Source organism: Mycolicibacter hiberniae, from assembly GCF_010729485.1.
Classification (GTDB): domain Bacteria; phylum Actinomycetota; class Actinomycetes; order Mycobacteriales; family Mycobacteriaceae; genus Mycobacterium; species Mycobacterium hiberniae.
In genome coordinates, this window is the sequence record NZ_AP022609.1 from 1,100,767 (window position 1) to 1,116,292 (window position 15,526).

13 protein-coding genes and 1 tRNA gene are annotated in these 15,526 nt (G+C 69.2%); 8 read left to right on the forward strand and 6 right to left on the reverse strand.

What is annotated here, in order from left to right; translation table 11 throughout:
• Positions 1–78: 78 nt before the first annotated feature.
• Positions 79–1,341 (forward strand): deoxyguanosinetriphosphate triphosphohydrolase, encoded by a 1,263-nt coding sequence (locus G6N14_RS05130; RefSeq protein WP_234808931.1) that lies wholly within the window; start codon positions 79–81, stop codon positions 1,339–1,341.
• A 95-nt stretch (positions 1,342–1,436) separates the two neighbouring features.
• The gene (dnaG, locus tag G6N14_RS05135) at positions 1,437–3,353 is read left to right on the forward strand and encodes a DNA primase (RefSeq protein WP_085135912.1); all 1,917 of its coding nucleotides are present in this window, start codon (positions 1,437–1,439) and stop codon (positions 3,351–3,353) included.
• A 269-nt stretch (positions 3,354–3,622) separates the two neighbouring features.
• Here the strand turns inward: dnaG and G6N14_RS05140 are convergent, their stop codons facing one another.
• On the reverse strand, positions 3,623–3,877 hold the full coding sequence (locus tag G6N14_RS05140; protein ID WP_046319673.1) for a hypothetical protein: 255 nt from the start codon (positions 3,875–3,877) through the stop codon (positions 3,623–3,625).
• 134 nt (positions 3,878–4,011) lie between these two features.
• Here G6N14_RS05140 and G6N14_RS05145 point away from each other — a divergent pair.
• Positions 4,012–4,087, forward strand: a tRNA-Asn gene (locus tag G6N14_RS05145).
• Positions 4,088–4,102: 15 nt separating this feature from the next.
• Here the strand turns inward: G6N14_RS05145 and G6N14_RS05150 are convergent.
• Both G6N14_RS05150 and G6N14_RS05155 read right to left on the reverse strand, forming a co-directional pair.
• Positions 4,103–4,489 carry a hypothetical protein gene (locus G6N14_RS05150; protein WP_085135911.1) on the reverse strand — a complete coding sequence of 129 codons (387 nt, stop codon included), beginning with the start codon at positions 4,487–4,489 and terminating at the stop codon, positions 4,103–4,105.
• A 50-nt stretch (positions 4,490–4,539) separates the two neighbouring features.
• Entirely contained in the window at positions 4,540–6,492 is a 1,953-nt protein-coding gene (locus G6N14_RS05155) for an acyl-CoA dehydrogenase family protein (protein WP_085135932.1), read from the reverse strand.
• A 54-nt stretch (positions 6,493–6,546) separates the two neighbouring features.
• On the opposite strand from G6N14_RS05155, the gene G6N14_RS05160 reads away from it, so the two are divergent.
• The 3 genes from G6N14_RS05160 (at position 6,547) to G6N14_RS05170 (ending at position 9,260) form a co-directional block, all read left to right on the forward strand.
• Complete coding sequence (locus G6N14_RS05160) at positions 6,547–7,704, forward strand: esterase-like activity of phytase family protein (RefSeq protein ID WP_308214862.1); 1,158 nt, start codon at positions 6,547–6,549, stop codon at positions 7,702–7,704.
• A gap of 213 nt (positions 7,705–7,917) precedes the next feature.
• Complete coding sequence (locus G6N14_RS05165; protein WP_085135909.1) at positions 7,918–8,622, forward strand: TetR family transcriptional regulator; 705 nt, start codon at positions 7,918–7,920, stop codon at positions 8,620–8,622.
• On the forward strand, positions 8,622–9,260 hold the full coding sequence (locus tag G6N14_RS05170) for a TetR family transcriptional regulator (RefSeq protein ID WP_085135908.1): 639 nt from the start codon (positions 8,622–8,624) through the stop codon (positions 9,258–9,260). The genes G6N14_RS05165 and G6N14_RS05170 overlap by 1 nt, the downstream gene beginning before the upstream one ends.
• Before the next feature lie 31 nt (positions 9,261–9,291).
• Here G6N14_RS05170 and G6N14_RS05175 read toward each other — a convergent pair whose 3' ends face one another.
• From G6N14_RS05175 to G6N14_RS05185, 3 genes are all read right to left on the reverse strand, one after another.
• On the reverse strand, positions 9,292–9,657 hold the full coding sequence (locus tag G6N14_RS05175; RefSeq protein WP_109559820.1) for a PAS domain S-box protein: 366 nt from the start codon (positions 9,655–9,657) through the stop codon (positions 9,292–9,294).
• 421 nt (positions 9,658–10,078) lie between these two features.
• The gene (locus G6N14_RS05180) at positions 10,079–11,887 is read right to left on the reverse strand and encodes a putative bifunctional diguanylate cyclase/phosphodiesterase (RefSeq protein WP_085135931.1); all 1,809 of its coding nucleotides are present in this window, start codon (positions 11,885–11,887) and stop codon (positions 10,079–10,081) included.
• Positions 11,888–12,126: 239 nt separating this feature from the next.
• The gene (locus G6N14_RS05185) at positions 12,127–12,576 is read right to left on the reverse strand and encodes a MarR family winged helix-turn-helix transcriptional regulator (RefSeq protein ID WP_085135906.1); all 450 of its coding nucleotides are present in this window, start codon (positions 12,574–12,576) and stop codon (positions 12,127–12,129) included.
• A gap of 132 nt (positions 12,577–12,708) precedes the next feature.
• Here G6N14_RS05185 and G6N14_RS05190 point away from each other — a divergent pair, with 132 nt between their 5' ends.
• Together G6N14_RS05190 and G6N14_RS05195 are read left to right on the forward strand one after the other, a co-directional pair.
• Entirely contained in the window at positions 12,709–14,712 is a 2,004-nt protein-coding gene (locus G6N14_RS05190) for an ATP-binding cassette domain-containing protein (RefSeq protein ID WP_085135929.1), read from the forward strand.
• The gene (locus G6N14_RS05195; RefSeq protein WP_234808930.1) at positions 14,709–15,503 is read left to right on the forward strand and encodes a CbiQ family ECF transporter T component; all 795 of its coding nucleotides are present in this window, start codon (positions 14,709–14,711) and stop codon (positions 15,501–15,503) included. The genes G6N14_RS05190 and G6N14_RS05195 overlap by 4 nt, the downstream gene beginning before the upstream one ends.
• Positions 15,504–15,526 lie beyond the last annotated feature (23 nt).

A 15,526-nucleotide genomic window follows, 5' to 3' on the forward strand; every position in this document is an offset into this window, starting at 1 on the left:
CGGTTCCGCCGCACTCGGACGGGCCGCTTCGGCCCGCCGTGTCATCCGCGCGGGCGAGGTCAAAATAGACTGGCGGCGGTGGCCACAAACTTCCCTGACAGCTACGACGCGCACGACCGCGCCCGCATCGTGGCGGAGTCCCCGAAAACGGCCGGCCTGCCCGGAACCGACGGCCAGTACCGTACCGACTTCGCCCGCGACCGGGCCCGGGTGCTGCACTGCGCCGCGCTGCGCCGGCTGGCCGACAAGACTCAGGTGGTGGGCCCGCGCGACGGCGACACCCCGCGCACCCGGTTGACCCACTCGCTGGAGGTGGCGCAGATCGGTCGGGGGATGGCGATCGGTCTGGGCTGTGATCCTGACCTGGTCGACCTGGCCGGGCTGGCCCACGACATCGGCCACCCGCCCTACGGGCACAACGGGGAGATGGCGCTCGACGAAATCGCCTCGACCTGTGGCGGTTTCGAGGGCAATGCGCAGAACTTCCGCATCTTGACCAGCCTGGAGCCCAAGGTGATGGGCCCCGACGGTGCCAGCGCAGGACTGAATCTGAGCCGGGCGGCGCTGGATGCGGTCACCAAGTATCCGTGGTACCGGCGCACGTCAGACGGCGCGCTGCGCACCAAATTCGGTTTCTACGACGACGACCGGGCCGCCGCCGAATGGATGCGCCAGGGGGCGCCGGAAGGGCGGGTCTGTTTGGAGTCGCAGATCATGGACTGGGCCGATGACGTCGCCTACTCGGTACACGATGTGGAGGACGGCGTCATCTCGGGCCGGATCGACCTGCGGGTACTCGCCGATCCGTCCACGGTGGCCGAGCTGACCCGGCTGGGCGACCCCGACGGGGTGCACGATCTGGCCGGGGCGGCGCGCCGGCTCACCGAGCTGCCGGTGGTGGCCGCGGTGGGCGCCTACGGCAGCTTCCCGGGAACCCTGTCGGCGTCGGTGGCGCTCAAGCGGTTGACCAGTGAACTCGTCGGGCGTTTCGCCTCGGCGGCGATCACCGCCACCCAGGAGGCCGCCGGGCCCGGGCCGCTGCGGCGCTACCAAGCCGATCTCAAGGTCCCCGAACTGGTCCGCGCCGAGGTGGCCGTGCTGAAAACCCTTGCGGTCCAGTTCATCATTTCCTCCGAGCAGCACCGCAGGATTCAGGCCGCCCAGCGCGAGCGGGTGCACGAGGTCGCGCATCGGCTGTCGATCACCGCGCCGGAGAGCCTGGACCCCGTGTTCGCCCCGGCGTTCGCCGCCGCGGCCGACGACGGCGCGCGGCTGCGGGTGATCGTCGACCAGATCGCGTCGTGCACCGAGGGGCGGCTGGAGCGGTTGGTCGCAGGCTGAGCGGAACCGCCCGGCGGCGGCTCACCGGGGCAGCTCTGTCCGGTTCGCCGCGCATGAGCGCCGCGGGGGTCCAAGGCGCGCTCTAGACTGACCCGGTGCCCGGCCGTATCTCCGATCGCGACATCGCCGCCATCCGCGAACGTGTCCGCATCGAGGACGTGGTTGGGGACTACGTGCAGCTCAGGCGGGCCGGTGCGGACTCGCTCAAGGGGCTGTGCCCGTTTCACAACGAGAAGTCGCCGTCCTTTCACGTCCGGCCCAACCACGGTCTCTTCCACTGCTTCGGCTGTGGGGAGGGCGGCGACGTCTACGCGTTCGTGCAGAAGATCGAGCACGCCAGCTTCGTCGAGGCGGTGGAGATGCTCGCCGATCGGGTCGGTCACACGATCACCTACACCGGCGCATCGGCGACCAACATCCAGCGCGAGCGTGGCGGCCGCAGCCGGCTGATCGCGGCGAACGCGGCAGCAGCCGAGTTCTATGCCGCGGCGCTGGGCACCCCTGAGGCCGAACCGGCGCGACGCTACCTCACCGAGCGGAACTTCGACGCCGCGGCTGCCGAACGGTTCGGCTGCGGCTTCGCCCCGTCCGGCTGGGACACCTTGACCAAACACCTGCTGCGCAAGGGCTTCGAGTTCAAGGAGCTCGAGGCCGCGGGGCTGTCGCGGGAAGGGCGCCGCGGCCCGATGGACCGATTCCACCGCCGGCTGCTGTGGGCGATCCGTTCGTCGGCGGGGGAGGTGATCGGATTCGGCGCCCGCCGGTTGTTCGACGACGACCCCATGGAGGCCAAGTACGTCAACACCCCCGAGACCACGCTCTACAAGAAGTCCAACGTGCTGTTCGGCCTGGATCTGGCCAAGCGCGACATCGCCCGCGGGCATCAGGCGATCGTCGTGGAGGGCTACACCGACGTGATGGCGATGCATCTGGCCGGTGTGACCACCGCGGTCGCCTCCTGCGGCACCGCGTTCGGTGATGAGCACCTGGCGATGCTGCGGCGACTGATGATGGACGACAAGTTCTTTCGGGGCGAACTGATCTATGTCTTCGACGGCGACGCAGCGGGCCGCGCCGCCGCGGTCAAGGCGCTCGAAGGCGAACAGCACCTTGCCGGACAATCGTTTGTCGCGGTGGCCGCCGACGGCATGGATCCGTGCGATCTGCGCCTGGCGCACGGCGACGAGGCGCTGCGCGACCTGGTGGCACGCCGCACGCCGCTGTTCGAATTCGCGGTGCGCACGGCGCTGAGCGAGATGGACCTGGACACCGCCGAGGGCCGCGTTGCCGCGCTGCGCCGCTGCGTGCCGATGGTCGCCCAGATCAAGGACCCGACGCTGCGGGACGAGTACGCCCGCCAGCTGGCCGGATGGGTGGGCTGGGACGACGTCGCGCAGGTGATCGGCAGGGTGCGCGCCCAGGCCAAGGGTGGGGCCAAGGAGGTCGGTCCGCGCGGTCAGCGTCCGGCGTCCCGGGAGGCCGCCACATCCGCCGAACAACCGGCGGTGGCCCGGCCCAACCCGGCCGACCCGACCCTGTGGCCGCAGCGCGAGGCACTCAAGGCGGCACTGCAGTTCCCGGCGCTGACCGGTCCGGTGTTCGACACGTTGACCGTGGAGAGCTTCACCCACCCGGGCTACGCCGCGGTGCGGTCGGCGATCGACGCCGCCGGGGGAACCGCCGGGGTGGCCGGCGCCGGGGGAGCGCAATGGGTCGAGACGGTGCGTGCGCAGACGGCCTCGCCGCTGACCACGGCGTTGATCCAGGAGCTGAGCGTGGAGGCCGTCCGCGTCGACGACGACAAGCTGCCGCGCTACATCGGCGGGGTGCTGGCCCGGCTGCAAGAGGTGTGGGTGGGCCGCCAGATCGCCGAGGTCAAGTCCAAGCTGCAGCGCATGTCGCCGGTGGAGCACAGTGACGAATATCATGCGCTGTTCGGCGACCTGGTCGCCATGGAGGCCTACCGGCGCAGCCTGCTGGAGCAGGCCAGCGGCGACGACTTGACCGCCTGAAGCCTGATCGCAAGCCCGGCCGGAGGTCGGGTGCGGCGGGTCAGGTGCGGTGGGTGAGCCTGATCGCAAGCCCGGCCGGAGGTCGGGTGCGGCGGGTCAGGTGCGGTGGGTGAGCCTGATCGCAAGCCCGGCCGGAGGTCGGGTGCGGCGGGTCAGGTGCGGTGGGTGAGCCTGATCGCAAGCCCGGCCGGAGGTCGGGTGCGGCGGGTCAGGTGCGGTGGGTGAGCCTGATCGCAAGCCCGGCCGGAGGTCGGGCCGCAACCCCACCCTCACCGCTGCGCGTCGTCGCCCGGCTCCTCCGGGCGCACCACGGTGATGCCCTCTTCCAGCTCCGTCAGCGTCACCATCGTCGGGTCGGGGTGGATGCGGTCGGCGATGCTCCGCCGCGCCTTGTCGATCACCGCTTGGGCGACCGGACTGCTCGTCATCGCGTGATAGGTGCCGACAATCTGCTCGTAGCGGCGGCGGCCGGCCTTGGTGCCCAGCACGTAACCGACCCCCATCACCACGACATACCCGATCAATGTGGCCCCTTAGAACAGTTGATGCAGTAGTTCCATCCTGCCTCACGCGCCGGCACGGGGGCCGGGTGCGACCCCCGTTGCACGGCGGTGATTTCGGTATGCGCTAGAGTCTTGCAAGTCCACGCGGACAGCAGTCCCCTGTAGCTCAATTGGCAGAGCATTCGGCTGTTAACCGGAGGGTTGGTGGTTCGAGTCCACCCGGGGGAGCCACGTTTGGTACCGGCGTCAGTCCAGCCGGGGAATCATCGAAGGACCCGCCTGCGAAGGCGGCTGTTGCTGGGCGAACATCGCCGGCGCTGACTGCGACTGCTGCTGGGCGGCACGAGCCTGGGCCAATGCGCTGACCAGCGGGTTGTTGGCCATCATTTCGCGTCGCTCTTCCTCGGACAGCTCGTAGATGGCCCACGCACCCCAGGCTGCCGGGCGCACGTACACGGTGACCTGCTGGCGGCCGCTGTTGAAGACGGCGGGCACGGCGACAGCCCGGTCGGTGGCCGCGAAGGTGGCCAATTCCTCGGTGATCCGCTCGATGTCAGCGGTTTCGTGCAGCTCGTAGGTCGGTGCTTGCACACCCTTGGTGGGGGTGGCATTCAGGGCGAGGAACCACGCCATAGTGAGGTACTCCTTTGTTCGTCTGAGGTCCAGACAGCCTATAAAGGCGGCTACCTGGGGGGCGCACCGGCGGGCGGTACTGCCAAGTGTTCTGGATGCAGCATCTCGGCGTACCGCAATTGCTCGGGGATGCCGAACCCGTCGATCAGCGTCTGGGCATGCGGACGCAGCTTGCGGCACCGGTCATTGATGGCGCGGGTCACGGCCTTGGCCCGCTCGGTGGACAGATAGCGGTGCTCGATGTACCAGGCTTTGTCGTCCTCGATCACGCTGAGCGCATACAGGTCGCAGACCAGATCCAGCAGCTCGCGGGCGCCGGGATCGAGGCAGGTCGCGATTCCGGCGATGAACGCCTCCAGGATCACCCGGTCGATGTGGGCGGTGGCCGCGTGCAGCATGTGGTCCTGGACGGCGTTGAAGGCGTCGAAGTCGGCCATCTCCTGAGACTTGGCCCTGAGCCGGCGGGCCACCGAGGAAAGCAGGTACTGCTCGCGGTCTTCGAACATGTGCACGTGGGTGCCGCGGTTGAACAGGCTGCCCTCCTCCTCGCTGTCCTGCCGGGCGTCCACGATGGTCTGGATGATGGTCTCGGCCGCGGTACGTTTGAGCACCCGTTCGCCGACCGTCTCGGCGGCGAATCGCACCCATGCGGCCGGGCTCATATCGGCGATGTCATCGGCGTAGGCGGTCAGCAGCTGCTTGGCCACCAGTTGGGTCAGTACGTGGTTGTCGCCCTCGAAGGTGGTGAACACGTCGATGTCGGCCCGCAGGGCGATCAGCCGGTTCTCGGCCATGTACCCGGCGCCGCCGCAGGCCTCTCGGGCCTCCTGGATGGCCCGGGAGGCGTGCCAGGTGTTGGCCGCCTTGAGTCCGGCGGCCCGGGCCTCGAGCTCCCGCTGTTCCTCGGGGTCGGGATCGTCGGCGGTCTGCAGATCATGACAGCGGCCCACCAACTCGTTCTGGGCGAACTGCAGGGCATAGGAGCGGGCAATCAACGGGAGCAGCCGGCGCTGGTGGATCAGGTAATCCATGATCAGCACCTCCTCGCCGTCGCCGTCGCCGTCGTCGCTCGGCGCGCTGAACTGCCTGCGCTGCAGCGCGTATCGGGTGGCGATGTCCAGCGCCACCTGGGCGGCAGCACCCGCGCTCCCGCCGACGGAGACCCGGCCGCGGACCAGGGTGCCGATCATGGTGAAGAACCGGCGACCGTCGCTGTCGATCGCGGACCGATAGCTTCCGTCGGGTTCCACATCGGCGTAGCGGTTCAGCAGGTTCTCCCGGGGCACCCGGACGTGGTCGAAGACGATACGACCGTTGTCCACCCCCGGCAGCCCGCCCTTGTAGTGGCAGTCCGAGGTGGTGACACCGGGCAGATCATTGCCCTGCGCGTCGCGGATGGGCACCAGGAAGCAATGCACGCCGTGGCTGGTGGTCCCGGTGATGAGCTGGGCGAAAACCGCGGCTACCGTGGCTGTTTCGGCTGCGCCGCCGATGTAGTCCTTGCGCGCGGTCTCGGTGGCGGAGTCGATGACGAATTCCCGGGTCGACGGGTCGTAGGTGGCCGTGGTCTCCAGCGACTGCACGTCGCTGCCGTGACCGGTCTCGGTCATCGCAAAACAGCCGAGCAGGTCGAGGTCGATGATCTTCTCCACGTAGGCGCGGTGGTGGCGCTCGGTGCCGAGGTTTTCGACCGCCCCGCCGAACAGGCCCCACTGCACGCCGGCCTTGACCATCAGCGACAGGTCCGACATCGCCAGCATCTCGATCATGGTGACCGCCGCGCCGACGTCTCCGTTGCCGCCGTGTTCCTTGCGGAAACTGTCTGCGGCCGCCCCGGAGCCCGCGAGAATTCTGAGCTGCTCGGTGACCTTGGCCCGGGCGATCACGGTGTTGGGCGTGTAGTGCGGGCGAAACTTCTCGTCGCTCAAGGTGGCCCGGACCCGCTGCTTCACCGGCCGCCAGCGGCCGTCGAGGGTGTCGCGCAGGGCCTCAGAAGTGTCCATCTCGACCACGGTATCCGCGCGGAGCCGCTGCTGAACCGGGTTTACATTACGAAGGTGCGTGGGAAGCCGGGCCGGGCGCCGATGTTGTGCGGTGCACTGCTCGCCGGTGGGGTCGCGCTCTCGGGCTGCGCGCCCTGCGACACCGCACCGCCTGCCGCCGGGCTGCAGTATCTGGGCCAAGCCGTGCTGGCGCCGCACACCGTGGTCGAGGGCGCGGTGGTGGGCGGCCTGTCCGGGATCAGTTACGACGCCGGCCGCGACTGTTACTACGTGATCAGCGACGATCGTTCCGCCAGCGGCCCCGCCCGGTTCTACACGGCCCGGTTGTCGGTGTCCGATCGCGGCGTCACCGGCGCGACGATCAGCGCCGTGCACCCGCTGCTCGACGACGACGGCCGGCCGTTCGGTCCGCGGGACCTCGCCGCGACACCGCCGGTCATCCCACCCGACCCCGAGGGCATCGCCTTCGATGCCGGCCGCCAGCGGCTGTACTGGTCGTCGGAGGGGGAGCGCACCGAGGGCCCACACGGTGCGGTGCTGGCCGACCCGTGGGTCCGGATCGCCGGACTCGACGGCCGTTACCTGGGCCGGTTCTCGATGCCGCCGCAGCTGGCCATGTCGCAACAGCTCACCGGGCCGCGCCGCAACACCACCCTCGAGGGACTGACGGTGACCGGCGACGGGCGGATGCTGTTTGCCGCGATGGAGGGGCCGGGCTATGACGACGGACCCCTGCCGGATGCTGCCCACGGGGCCCTGACGCGCATCACCGCCTACGACCTGACCGGGTCCGCACCGCACGCGCCGGTCGCCCAGTACGCCTACCGGCTGGAGCCGGCTGACCCGGGCGCCGGGCGGGCCGGCACCAACGGGCTCACCGACCTGGCGGCGCTGTCGGACACCGAGTTCCTGGTGACCGAACGCGCCTACGGCGAACGCCCGACGGTGCGACTGTTTCGCGCCGAGATCGCCGACGCCACCGATGTGCTGGCTACCCCGGCGCTGGCCGGCTCCGACGTGACCCCGATGCGCAAGACCCTGTTGGCCGACCTGTCCATGACCCCGGGCCTGCACCCGCTGGACAACATCGAGGGCCTGACGTTGGGTCCGCGGCTGCCCGATGGCCGCCGGACGGTGATACTGGTCAGCGACGACAACTTCTCGGCGAGCCAGGTGACCCAGTTCGTCGCGTTCGCATTGCCCGCCGGGTAGCCGTGGCGTGTCCCCCGCGGGGCGAGCACCGCCGTGTGAGACGGGCGCGAGCAGACCGAATGCAATCCGGCACCGCCGAATTGGCGTTTTCAGAATGGCATCGGAGGTGAATGGCTATTCCAAGTATAGAAATGGGTCAACTTTGCCATCCGACTGATACCGTTATCCCGGTGTGGTACGACTGGGGGACTTCGATGAGGCTGAGCTCGGGCATTGGCTGATTCGACCGACCGGCGTGCCGATGCAACGCGCCAGCAGATCATCCGTGCCGCTGCGCATCAGTTCGCGCAGCGGCCCTTTCACGACGTCGGGCTCGACGATATTCTCGCTGAAGCGGAATTGACCAAGGGCGCGATGTATTTTCATTTTCGTTCTAAGCATGCGCTCGCGCTTGCCGTCATCGACGAACAACTCGCCAAGAGCGGAGCGGCCGTCCGGGCGTTGGTGGACCGCAAGCTTTCCGGCTTGGAAACTCTGTTGGACGTGGGCTACCTGATGGCGGTCGAAGACCTCACAAGTGACGGCGCCCGGGCTTTGCTGCATCTGCTGCCGGTGGTGGGCCGCGCCGAGGGGCTACAGGCATCGGTGCTCAACAACGTGATCGAGGGGCTCAGTGTGGTCGCCGAGCGGGCCATCGCCGAAGGCGATGTGCTTGAGCGTGATCCGCGCGACGTGGTCCGGATGATGGTCGCGCTGTACCTGGGCCTGCGTCAGGCGGGCAATCTCGATGATCCCGAACAGTTTCTACGTGAGCTGGAGCGGGTCTGGTCGATAGTGCTGCCCAGCGTGGTGCCCGCCGACCGCATCGACTATTTCGCTCAGTTCGTTCGGCGTCGCACCGTGCTGGCGATCAAGGCCGCGACCGAGCAACCCGAGCAGGAGCACAAGCCCACCGTGCTCGACGATGAGGCCGGCTGATGGCACGCCAGGTGCGGTCCGAGGCGACTCGGCGCAAGCTGCTGGACGCGGCCATCGACGTGTTCGGCGAGGTCGGTTATGTCGCGGCGGGAAGAACCGCGATCATCGAGCGGGCCGGGGTGACCAAAGGCGCGCTCTACCACCACTTCGACTCGATGGACTCGTTGGTGACGGCCATCATCGAGGGCGGGTTCACCACCGTCTTGACCACTTTCCGCAAGATGTGCCAGCCGTCTTCGCCTGCCCTGGAGGGAATGATCCACGGCATCTTCGCGGTCACGGAGGTGCTGTCGGTCGACAAGGAGGCGCGCGCCGCCGGTCACCTGGTCTTCGCGCTGGCGGAGGACAACGAGTTGGGGGCACGGGTCGGCGGCGAATGGGCTGCTGCGGTCACCGACCAGGTAACGCGCGCGATAGCCGAAGGCGACTTGCGCGAGGATCTCGATGCGCGCCCTGCTGCCGAATCGATCACCTCGGCCATGCTCGGGACGTGGCTGTTGACGCATGCCCCGCAGGACAGTGTCGGCCGCGTGACCCGGATGTGGGAGATGATGCTGCCGGCCATCGTGGCAGCCGATTCGCTGGCGTACTTCCAACAGTTTCTGGCGCGCGATGCCCTGCGGTATCAACGCGGCTAGCGGCGCGATCGCCGCGGCGGCAAGGCGCTAGCTAGCGCTCTTCGAGCCAGAGCTGCTCGGTGAGATCTTGGAAGGTGGCGAGTGCGACGCGGTCGTCGGCGCGTTCGAGTGCTGACTTGCTCATCAGTGCCCGGACCGTTGATCCGTCCCGATGTTCCAGGGAGACAACCAGATTGGCCAGCGAGTGCATGACCGACAGGGCTGACTCCTCGGCCGGGGGCACTTCCCCGAAGATCTGGCGGAATTCCAGGGATAGCACCTCTTCCTGGCTGTAGCCCAGCATGGCGGCGAACCCGCTGTTGGCGAACAAGATGGTGCCGTTGTCGGCGATCGCGAGCACCGGAACGGGGATCCGCTCGAGGGCGACCAGGGCCGGCAGCTGTCGCAGCGTCTCCATCGGTGCCAGGGGGGTTTGCGCGTTGCGCCGTCGCTCCATCGGCTGATTATGACGGGTGCCGAGCGTTTCGACGCGCGGTTCTGGCGCCGGGGCGGCCGGTGTCGGAAATGTGGGCCGCGGTGCCACCCGGGAAGGTGATGTGACACACAGTCTGTTTATGATTGGACACCATTCAAAAGGTATGTACTATTCCGAATTATGCGAGGAACTGGTCTGTACGGATCGGGGGCGCCCACGCGTGTGCCCCGGCCGGTGTCTTCCTCTTCCTCCCGCAGCAACGCCCGGGGCACCTCGAGGGGTCCGCATCGCCGATTGCCGCCGCACGCCGAGCCGCGTTGGTGCACCGCACCGATGGCTGCGCTCGCCGGCAGGCAGCCGGGGGTGCGGTTGCGTGCCGCTTTCCACCGGGCGAGTTACTTGGTCAGATCACCAGGGCCTGGCTGTCTGCCAGGAATGGCATCGCCATCCAGCGCGACGCCAGCATAGCTTCGGCGGCCGGACCCGGAACCGGACGTGAGAACAGGAAACCCTGCGCCCGGTGACAACCGTGCCGCATCAAGGTGAGCGCGGCCGCTGAGGTTTCCACGCCCTCGGCGACCACCTGCAGTCCGAACGCCTCGGCAAGGGCGATGATGGCCCGAACAATCGCGAGATCGCCAGGGTTGACGCCCAATTCACGCACGAACACCGTGTCGATCTTGAGGATGTCGACCGGCAGATCCTTCAGGTGCGACAACACGGCGTAGCCGGTGCCGAAGTCGTCGATGGCGATCTGAACACCCGCTTCGCGCAGTTCGGCCAGCGTGCGACGGGTCGTCTCGATGTTCTGCACCACCGCGCGCTCGGTGATCTCCAGGCACAGCGAGCCGGGCCGCAGACCGAACTCGCCGGCGGTGTCCACCACATTCTGGACAAATCCGCGGGCCGCCAACTGAACCGGCGAGACATTGATGCGCAGGGTGGCGTTGGTCCGAACGCCGTTGGCCTGCCACCGGCTGTACTCCGCGCACGCGCTGCGCATCACCCACCGGCCCAGATCGTCGGCGAGATTGGCCGACTCGGCGATGCCGATGAACGAACTCGGCAGCAGCAACCCGCGGGTTGGATGACGCCAGCGCACCAGCGCCTCCACCGCGACGATGGCGCCACTCCACAGATCGACCTCGGGCTGGTAGTACAGCAGCAGCGACTCGTCGTCGATCTTGCCCTGCATGTGCAGCTCGATGTCTTTGCGGAACAAGCTTTTCAGTGACATGTCGTCGGTGGAGCTGACCGTCTGGTTGCCGCCGCCGCGTTTCGCCGCAAGCACCGCTTCGTCGGCGCGGTGCAGCAGACCCGCGCTGGTGTCCTGGCCGGGCAGTCCCACCGTCACGCCCACACTGACGGTGCTGTTGACCGAGTGGCCCTGGATGTCCACCCGCGCGCGCAGGGCGCTCTGGAGCCGGTCGGCGAAGGTCTCCGCGCTGGCCATCGACATCGGCCAGTCCGGAATGACGACGAATTCGTCACCGCCGATCCGCGCGGCCACGGACCGGTTGCCGGCATAGGCGCGCAGGCGCCGGGCGAAGTCCTGGATGAACCAGTCACCGGCGGCGTGTCCGAGGTAGTCGTTGATCGGTTTGAGCCGGTCGAGGTCGATGTAGAACACGCCGACCGGTCCGGGCTCGCCCGCGACGAGCCGCTCGGACAGGTGCGCGACCAGGGCTCGCCGGTTGTACAGGCCGGTCAAGTCGTCGTGGTCGGCCAGATAGCGCAGCCGCTCCTCGGCGGCGACACGAGCCTGCAGCTGAGCGAACAGCGAAGCGATCGCCTCGATCGAGTTGAGTTCCTCGGTCCGCCACTTGGGCCGCCGGAACTTGACCAGACCCAGCATGCCGATGGTCACCGGGCCGGAGATCAGCGGCGCGGTGGCCACCGACAGCGACTCCACCGAATGCTCCCGCGCCATCTGGCGTACGTAGCCGGACTCCCCGGGGTCCGGGCGCATGACCGCGACCTGCTTGCCGTGGGCGCAGGAGGTGAAGACCGGGTCGGCGGTGGTGAACGAGACCACGGCGAGCGGATCCGGGTCCGGGGGATCGGTACGCGGCGGCCATTCGGCGACCAGTTTCGACGCGCGGATCTCATGATCGTTGTGGCGCAGGAATGCGGCGTCGACGTGCAGTTGCTCGACCAGCGTCTGCAGCACCCGTTCGCTGATCGCAGCTGCGGTCGAAGGCGTGGTGGCCATCAATTGGGCGGCGATCGAGGTGACCAGCGCCAATCTATCCGCCACGATGTCCTTCCCCCGAAGACCGGCCGCCCAGGGGCCCGCCGCAGGAAGCCTGGGATCGCTTCGGGCCGATGCCGCTGTGAGCATATTCCGAAAGGGGCCGGGCTGGAAACAGCTCAGCGGAAACGGTGCGAGGTGCGGCGGTTTGGCCGCGGGGAGTTCGGGGGCCGCGCTGCGGCCCGGGGCCGCAGCGCCGGTTAGCGGGCCGGCCGGCTCGGTGCGGTCTCGGCGAGGAATCGGTGCAACACCTCGACGGCGTCGGAGAGGGTCTGGCGATCCGCTGCCGAGAGCCGGTCGAGCTCGGGGTCGATCGCCGCGGCCCGGTCCTGGCGAACCCGTGCCATGGTCTGGACGCCCTTCTCGGTGATTCGGATCAGGACGGCGCGGGCGTCGAGCGGGTCGGGGGTACGGGTGGTCAGGCCCGCGTCCTCCAGGCGGCGCACCTGGGTGGTCATGGTCGGCTGGGAGCAGTGGTCCACCGCTGCCAAGTCGGAGATCCGGGCTACGTCCAAGTCCTCGATAGTGGACAACAGTCGAGCCTGCGCGCCGGGGATCGGAAGCGCGACGCGCTGGGTGGCAAGCCGGTTGAGGCGGGATACCACGCTGAGCAAATCGGCTCCAAGGCTGGCTTGGGCGGGGGCAACCATCGAGCAAGTATTTCACAACCGTGCACGAAAGTGGACGAGGCCGGTACATGCAGCGAGCGGGGGCCCGACGGCTGGCAGAATCGACGGGTGACGAAGACCGGCCAGGGCGATACCCGCGTCCGGGGGCGGTCGATGCGGCCCGTCGAGACCGCGCAGGCCGCCGTGATGGCGGCGCTGTGCGCGGCGACGGCGATCATCGCGGTGGTGGTTCCGTTCGCCGGCGGGCTGGCGCTGCTCGGGACGGTTCCGATGGGTCTGTTGGCCTACCGCTACCGGATCCGGGTGCTGATCGCCGCCACCGTCGCCGCCGCGACCATCGCGTTTCTGATCGCCGGAATGGGCGGCTTCATGACGGTGGTCAACAGTGCCTACATCGGCGGTCTGACCGGTGTCATCAAGCGTCACCGACGCGGTCTGCCCACCGTGATCGCGGCATCTGCGGTGGCCGGCGGAGTTTTCGGTATCGCCATGGTGCTGGCGCTGACGGTGCTGTCGCGGCTGCGCCGGTTGATCTTCGACACCATCACGGCCAATGTGAACGGTGTCGCGGCGGCCATGGCGCGCGTCCCGCTACCGGAGTTCCAGCGCGCCGCCGCGGACCTGAACGGATTCCTGGGCGTGCTGCTGCGCTACTGGCAGTGGCTCATTCTGGCGCAGATGACCATCAGCATCATGATCGTCTCGCTGCTGGGCTGGTGGGCGCTGTCGCGGGTGCTCGACCGGCTCCGCGGAGTTCCCGACGTGCACAAGCTTGACCTGCCGGACGAGTCCGGCCCGGTGGCGCCGGTCCCGGTCCGGCTGGATCGGGTGCGGTTCCGGTATCCGCAGTCCGACCACGACGCGCTGGGGCCGGTGAGCCTGGAGGTGCGTGCCGGCGAACACGTCGCCGTGACCGGCGCCAACGGTTCGGGCAAGACCACCCTCATGTTGCTGCTGGCCGGGCGGGCGCCGACCGCCGGCACCGTCGAGCGTCCCGGTGCGGTCGGACTCGGCGCGCCCGGTGGCACCGCGGTGGTGATGCAGCACCCGGAGAGCCAGGTGCTGGGCACCCGCGTCGCCGACGACGTGGTGTGGGGGCTGCCGCCGGGGACCACCCCCGACGTCGAGCGGCTGCTGGCGGAGGTCGGCCTGGCCGGATTCGCCGAGCGCGACACCGGTGGGCTGTCCGGCGGGGAACTGCAGCGGTTGGCGGTGGCCGCGGCGCTGGCCCGCGAACCCGCGCTGCTGATCGCCGACGAGGTCACCAGCATGGTCGACCCGCAGGGCCGGGAGGTGCTGTTGGGAGTGCTCTCGGAGCTGGCCGGGTGCTCCGGCCGGCGCTGCACGTCACTGGTGCACATCACCCACTACAACGACGAGGCCGGCAGTGCCGACCGGACCATCGACCTGTCCGGTTCCCGCGACAACACCGTGATGGTCGAGACCGCGCAGGTGCCCACCCCCGCCGGCGGCGCCGCACCGCACCGGTCCGGACCGCCGGTGCTCGAACTGCGCGGCGTGGGACACGAATACGCCAGCGGCACCCCGTGGGCCAAGACCGCGTTGCGCGACATCACCTTCAGCGTCGCCGAGGGCGACGGCCTGTTGATCCATGGCGGCAACGGTTCGGGCAAGTCCACCCTGGCGTGGATCATGGCCGGCCTGACGACCCCGACGACGGGCAGCTCTCTGCTGGGCGGCCGGCCCGCCGACCAGCAGGTGGGCGCGGTCGCGCTGTCCTTCCAGGCGGCGCGGCTGCAGTTGATGCGCGGCTATGTCGGCCTGGAAGTGGCGTCGGCGGCCGGATTCTCCCCCCGCGATCACGACAGGGTCAGCGCCGCACTGGCCGCCGTGGGCCTGGACGCGGCCCTGGCCGGCCGGCGCATCGACCAACTCAGCGGCGGACAGATGCGCCGCCTGGTGCTGGCGGGCCTGCTGGCCCGGTCGCCCCGGGCACTGATTCTCGACGAACCCCTGGCCGGGCTCGACGCCGCCAGCCGGGACGGCTTGCTGCGCCTGCTCGAGGACCTGCGGCGCGAGACCGGGCTGACGGTGGTGGTGATCTCGCACGACTTCGCCGGACTCGGCGATCTGTGCCCGCGAACCCTGCACCTGCGCAACGGCGTCCTGGTGCCGGCCCCGGCGGGTGCGGCGTGACGGGGCAGCCGCGCCCGGTGGTGCTGTTGCGGCCGGTGCCCGGCGACTCCGTGGTGCACCGCCTGTGGGCCGGGACCAAGCTGACGGTGGTCTTCGGTATCTCGGTCCTGCTTACCTTCTACCCCGGCTGGGCGACCATCGGGGCGGTGGCGCTGCTGGTGCTCGGCGCGGCCCGGCTCGCCCACATCCCCCGGGGTGCGATGCCCTCGGTACCGCGCTGGCTGTGGGTGCTGCTGCTGGTGGGCGGCGTGACCGCGGCCATGTCCGGCGGCGATCCGGCGGGCCTGGGCGGGCTGCTGTACTTCCTGCGGATCACGGCACTGTCGATCGTGCTGCTCGGTTTGGGGGCGATGGTGTCGTGGACGACCAATGTCGCCGAGATCGCCCCGGCGGTCGCCACCCTGGGCAAGCCGCTGCGGCTGCTGCGGATCCCCATCGACGACTGGGCGGTGACGCTGGCGCTGGCGTTGCGGGCGTTTCCGATGCTGATCGACGAGTTCCGGGTGCTCTACGCCGCCCGCCGGCTGCGGCCCCGAACGCGGCCGCGTACCCGGCGGCAACGGCGACGGCAGTGGGCGCGCGAGGCCATCGACTTGATCACGGCCGCCATCACCGTCACCTTGCGGCGGGCCGACGAGATGGGGGACGCGATCACCGCCCGCGGTGGTAGCGGCCAGATTTCGGCCGCGCCGGCGCGGCCGGGCGTCAACGACCTGGTTGCCGCGGCGATCGTGGTGCTGATGTGCGGTTCGGCCGTGGCGGTGGAACTGACGGTGCTTGCCACCTCCTGAGGCCCGCGCACAGTCCGTCCGCG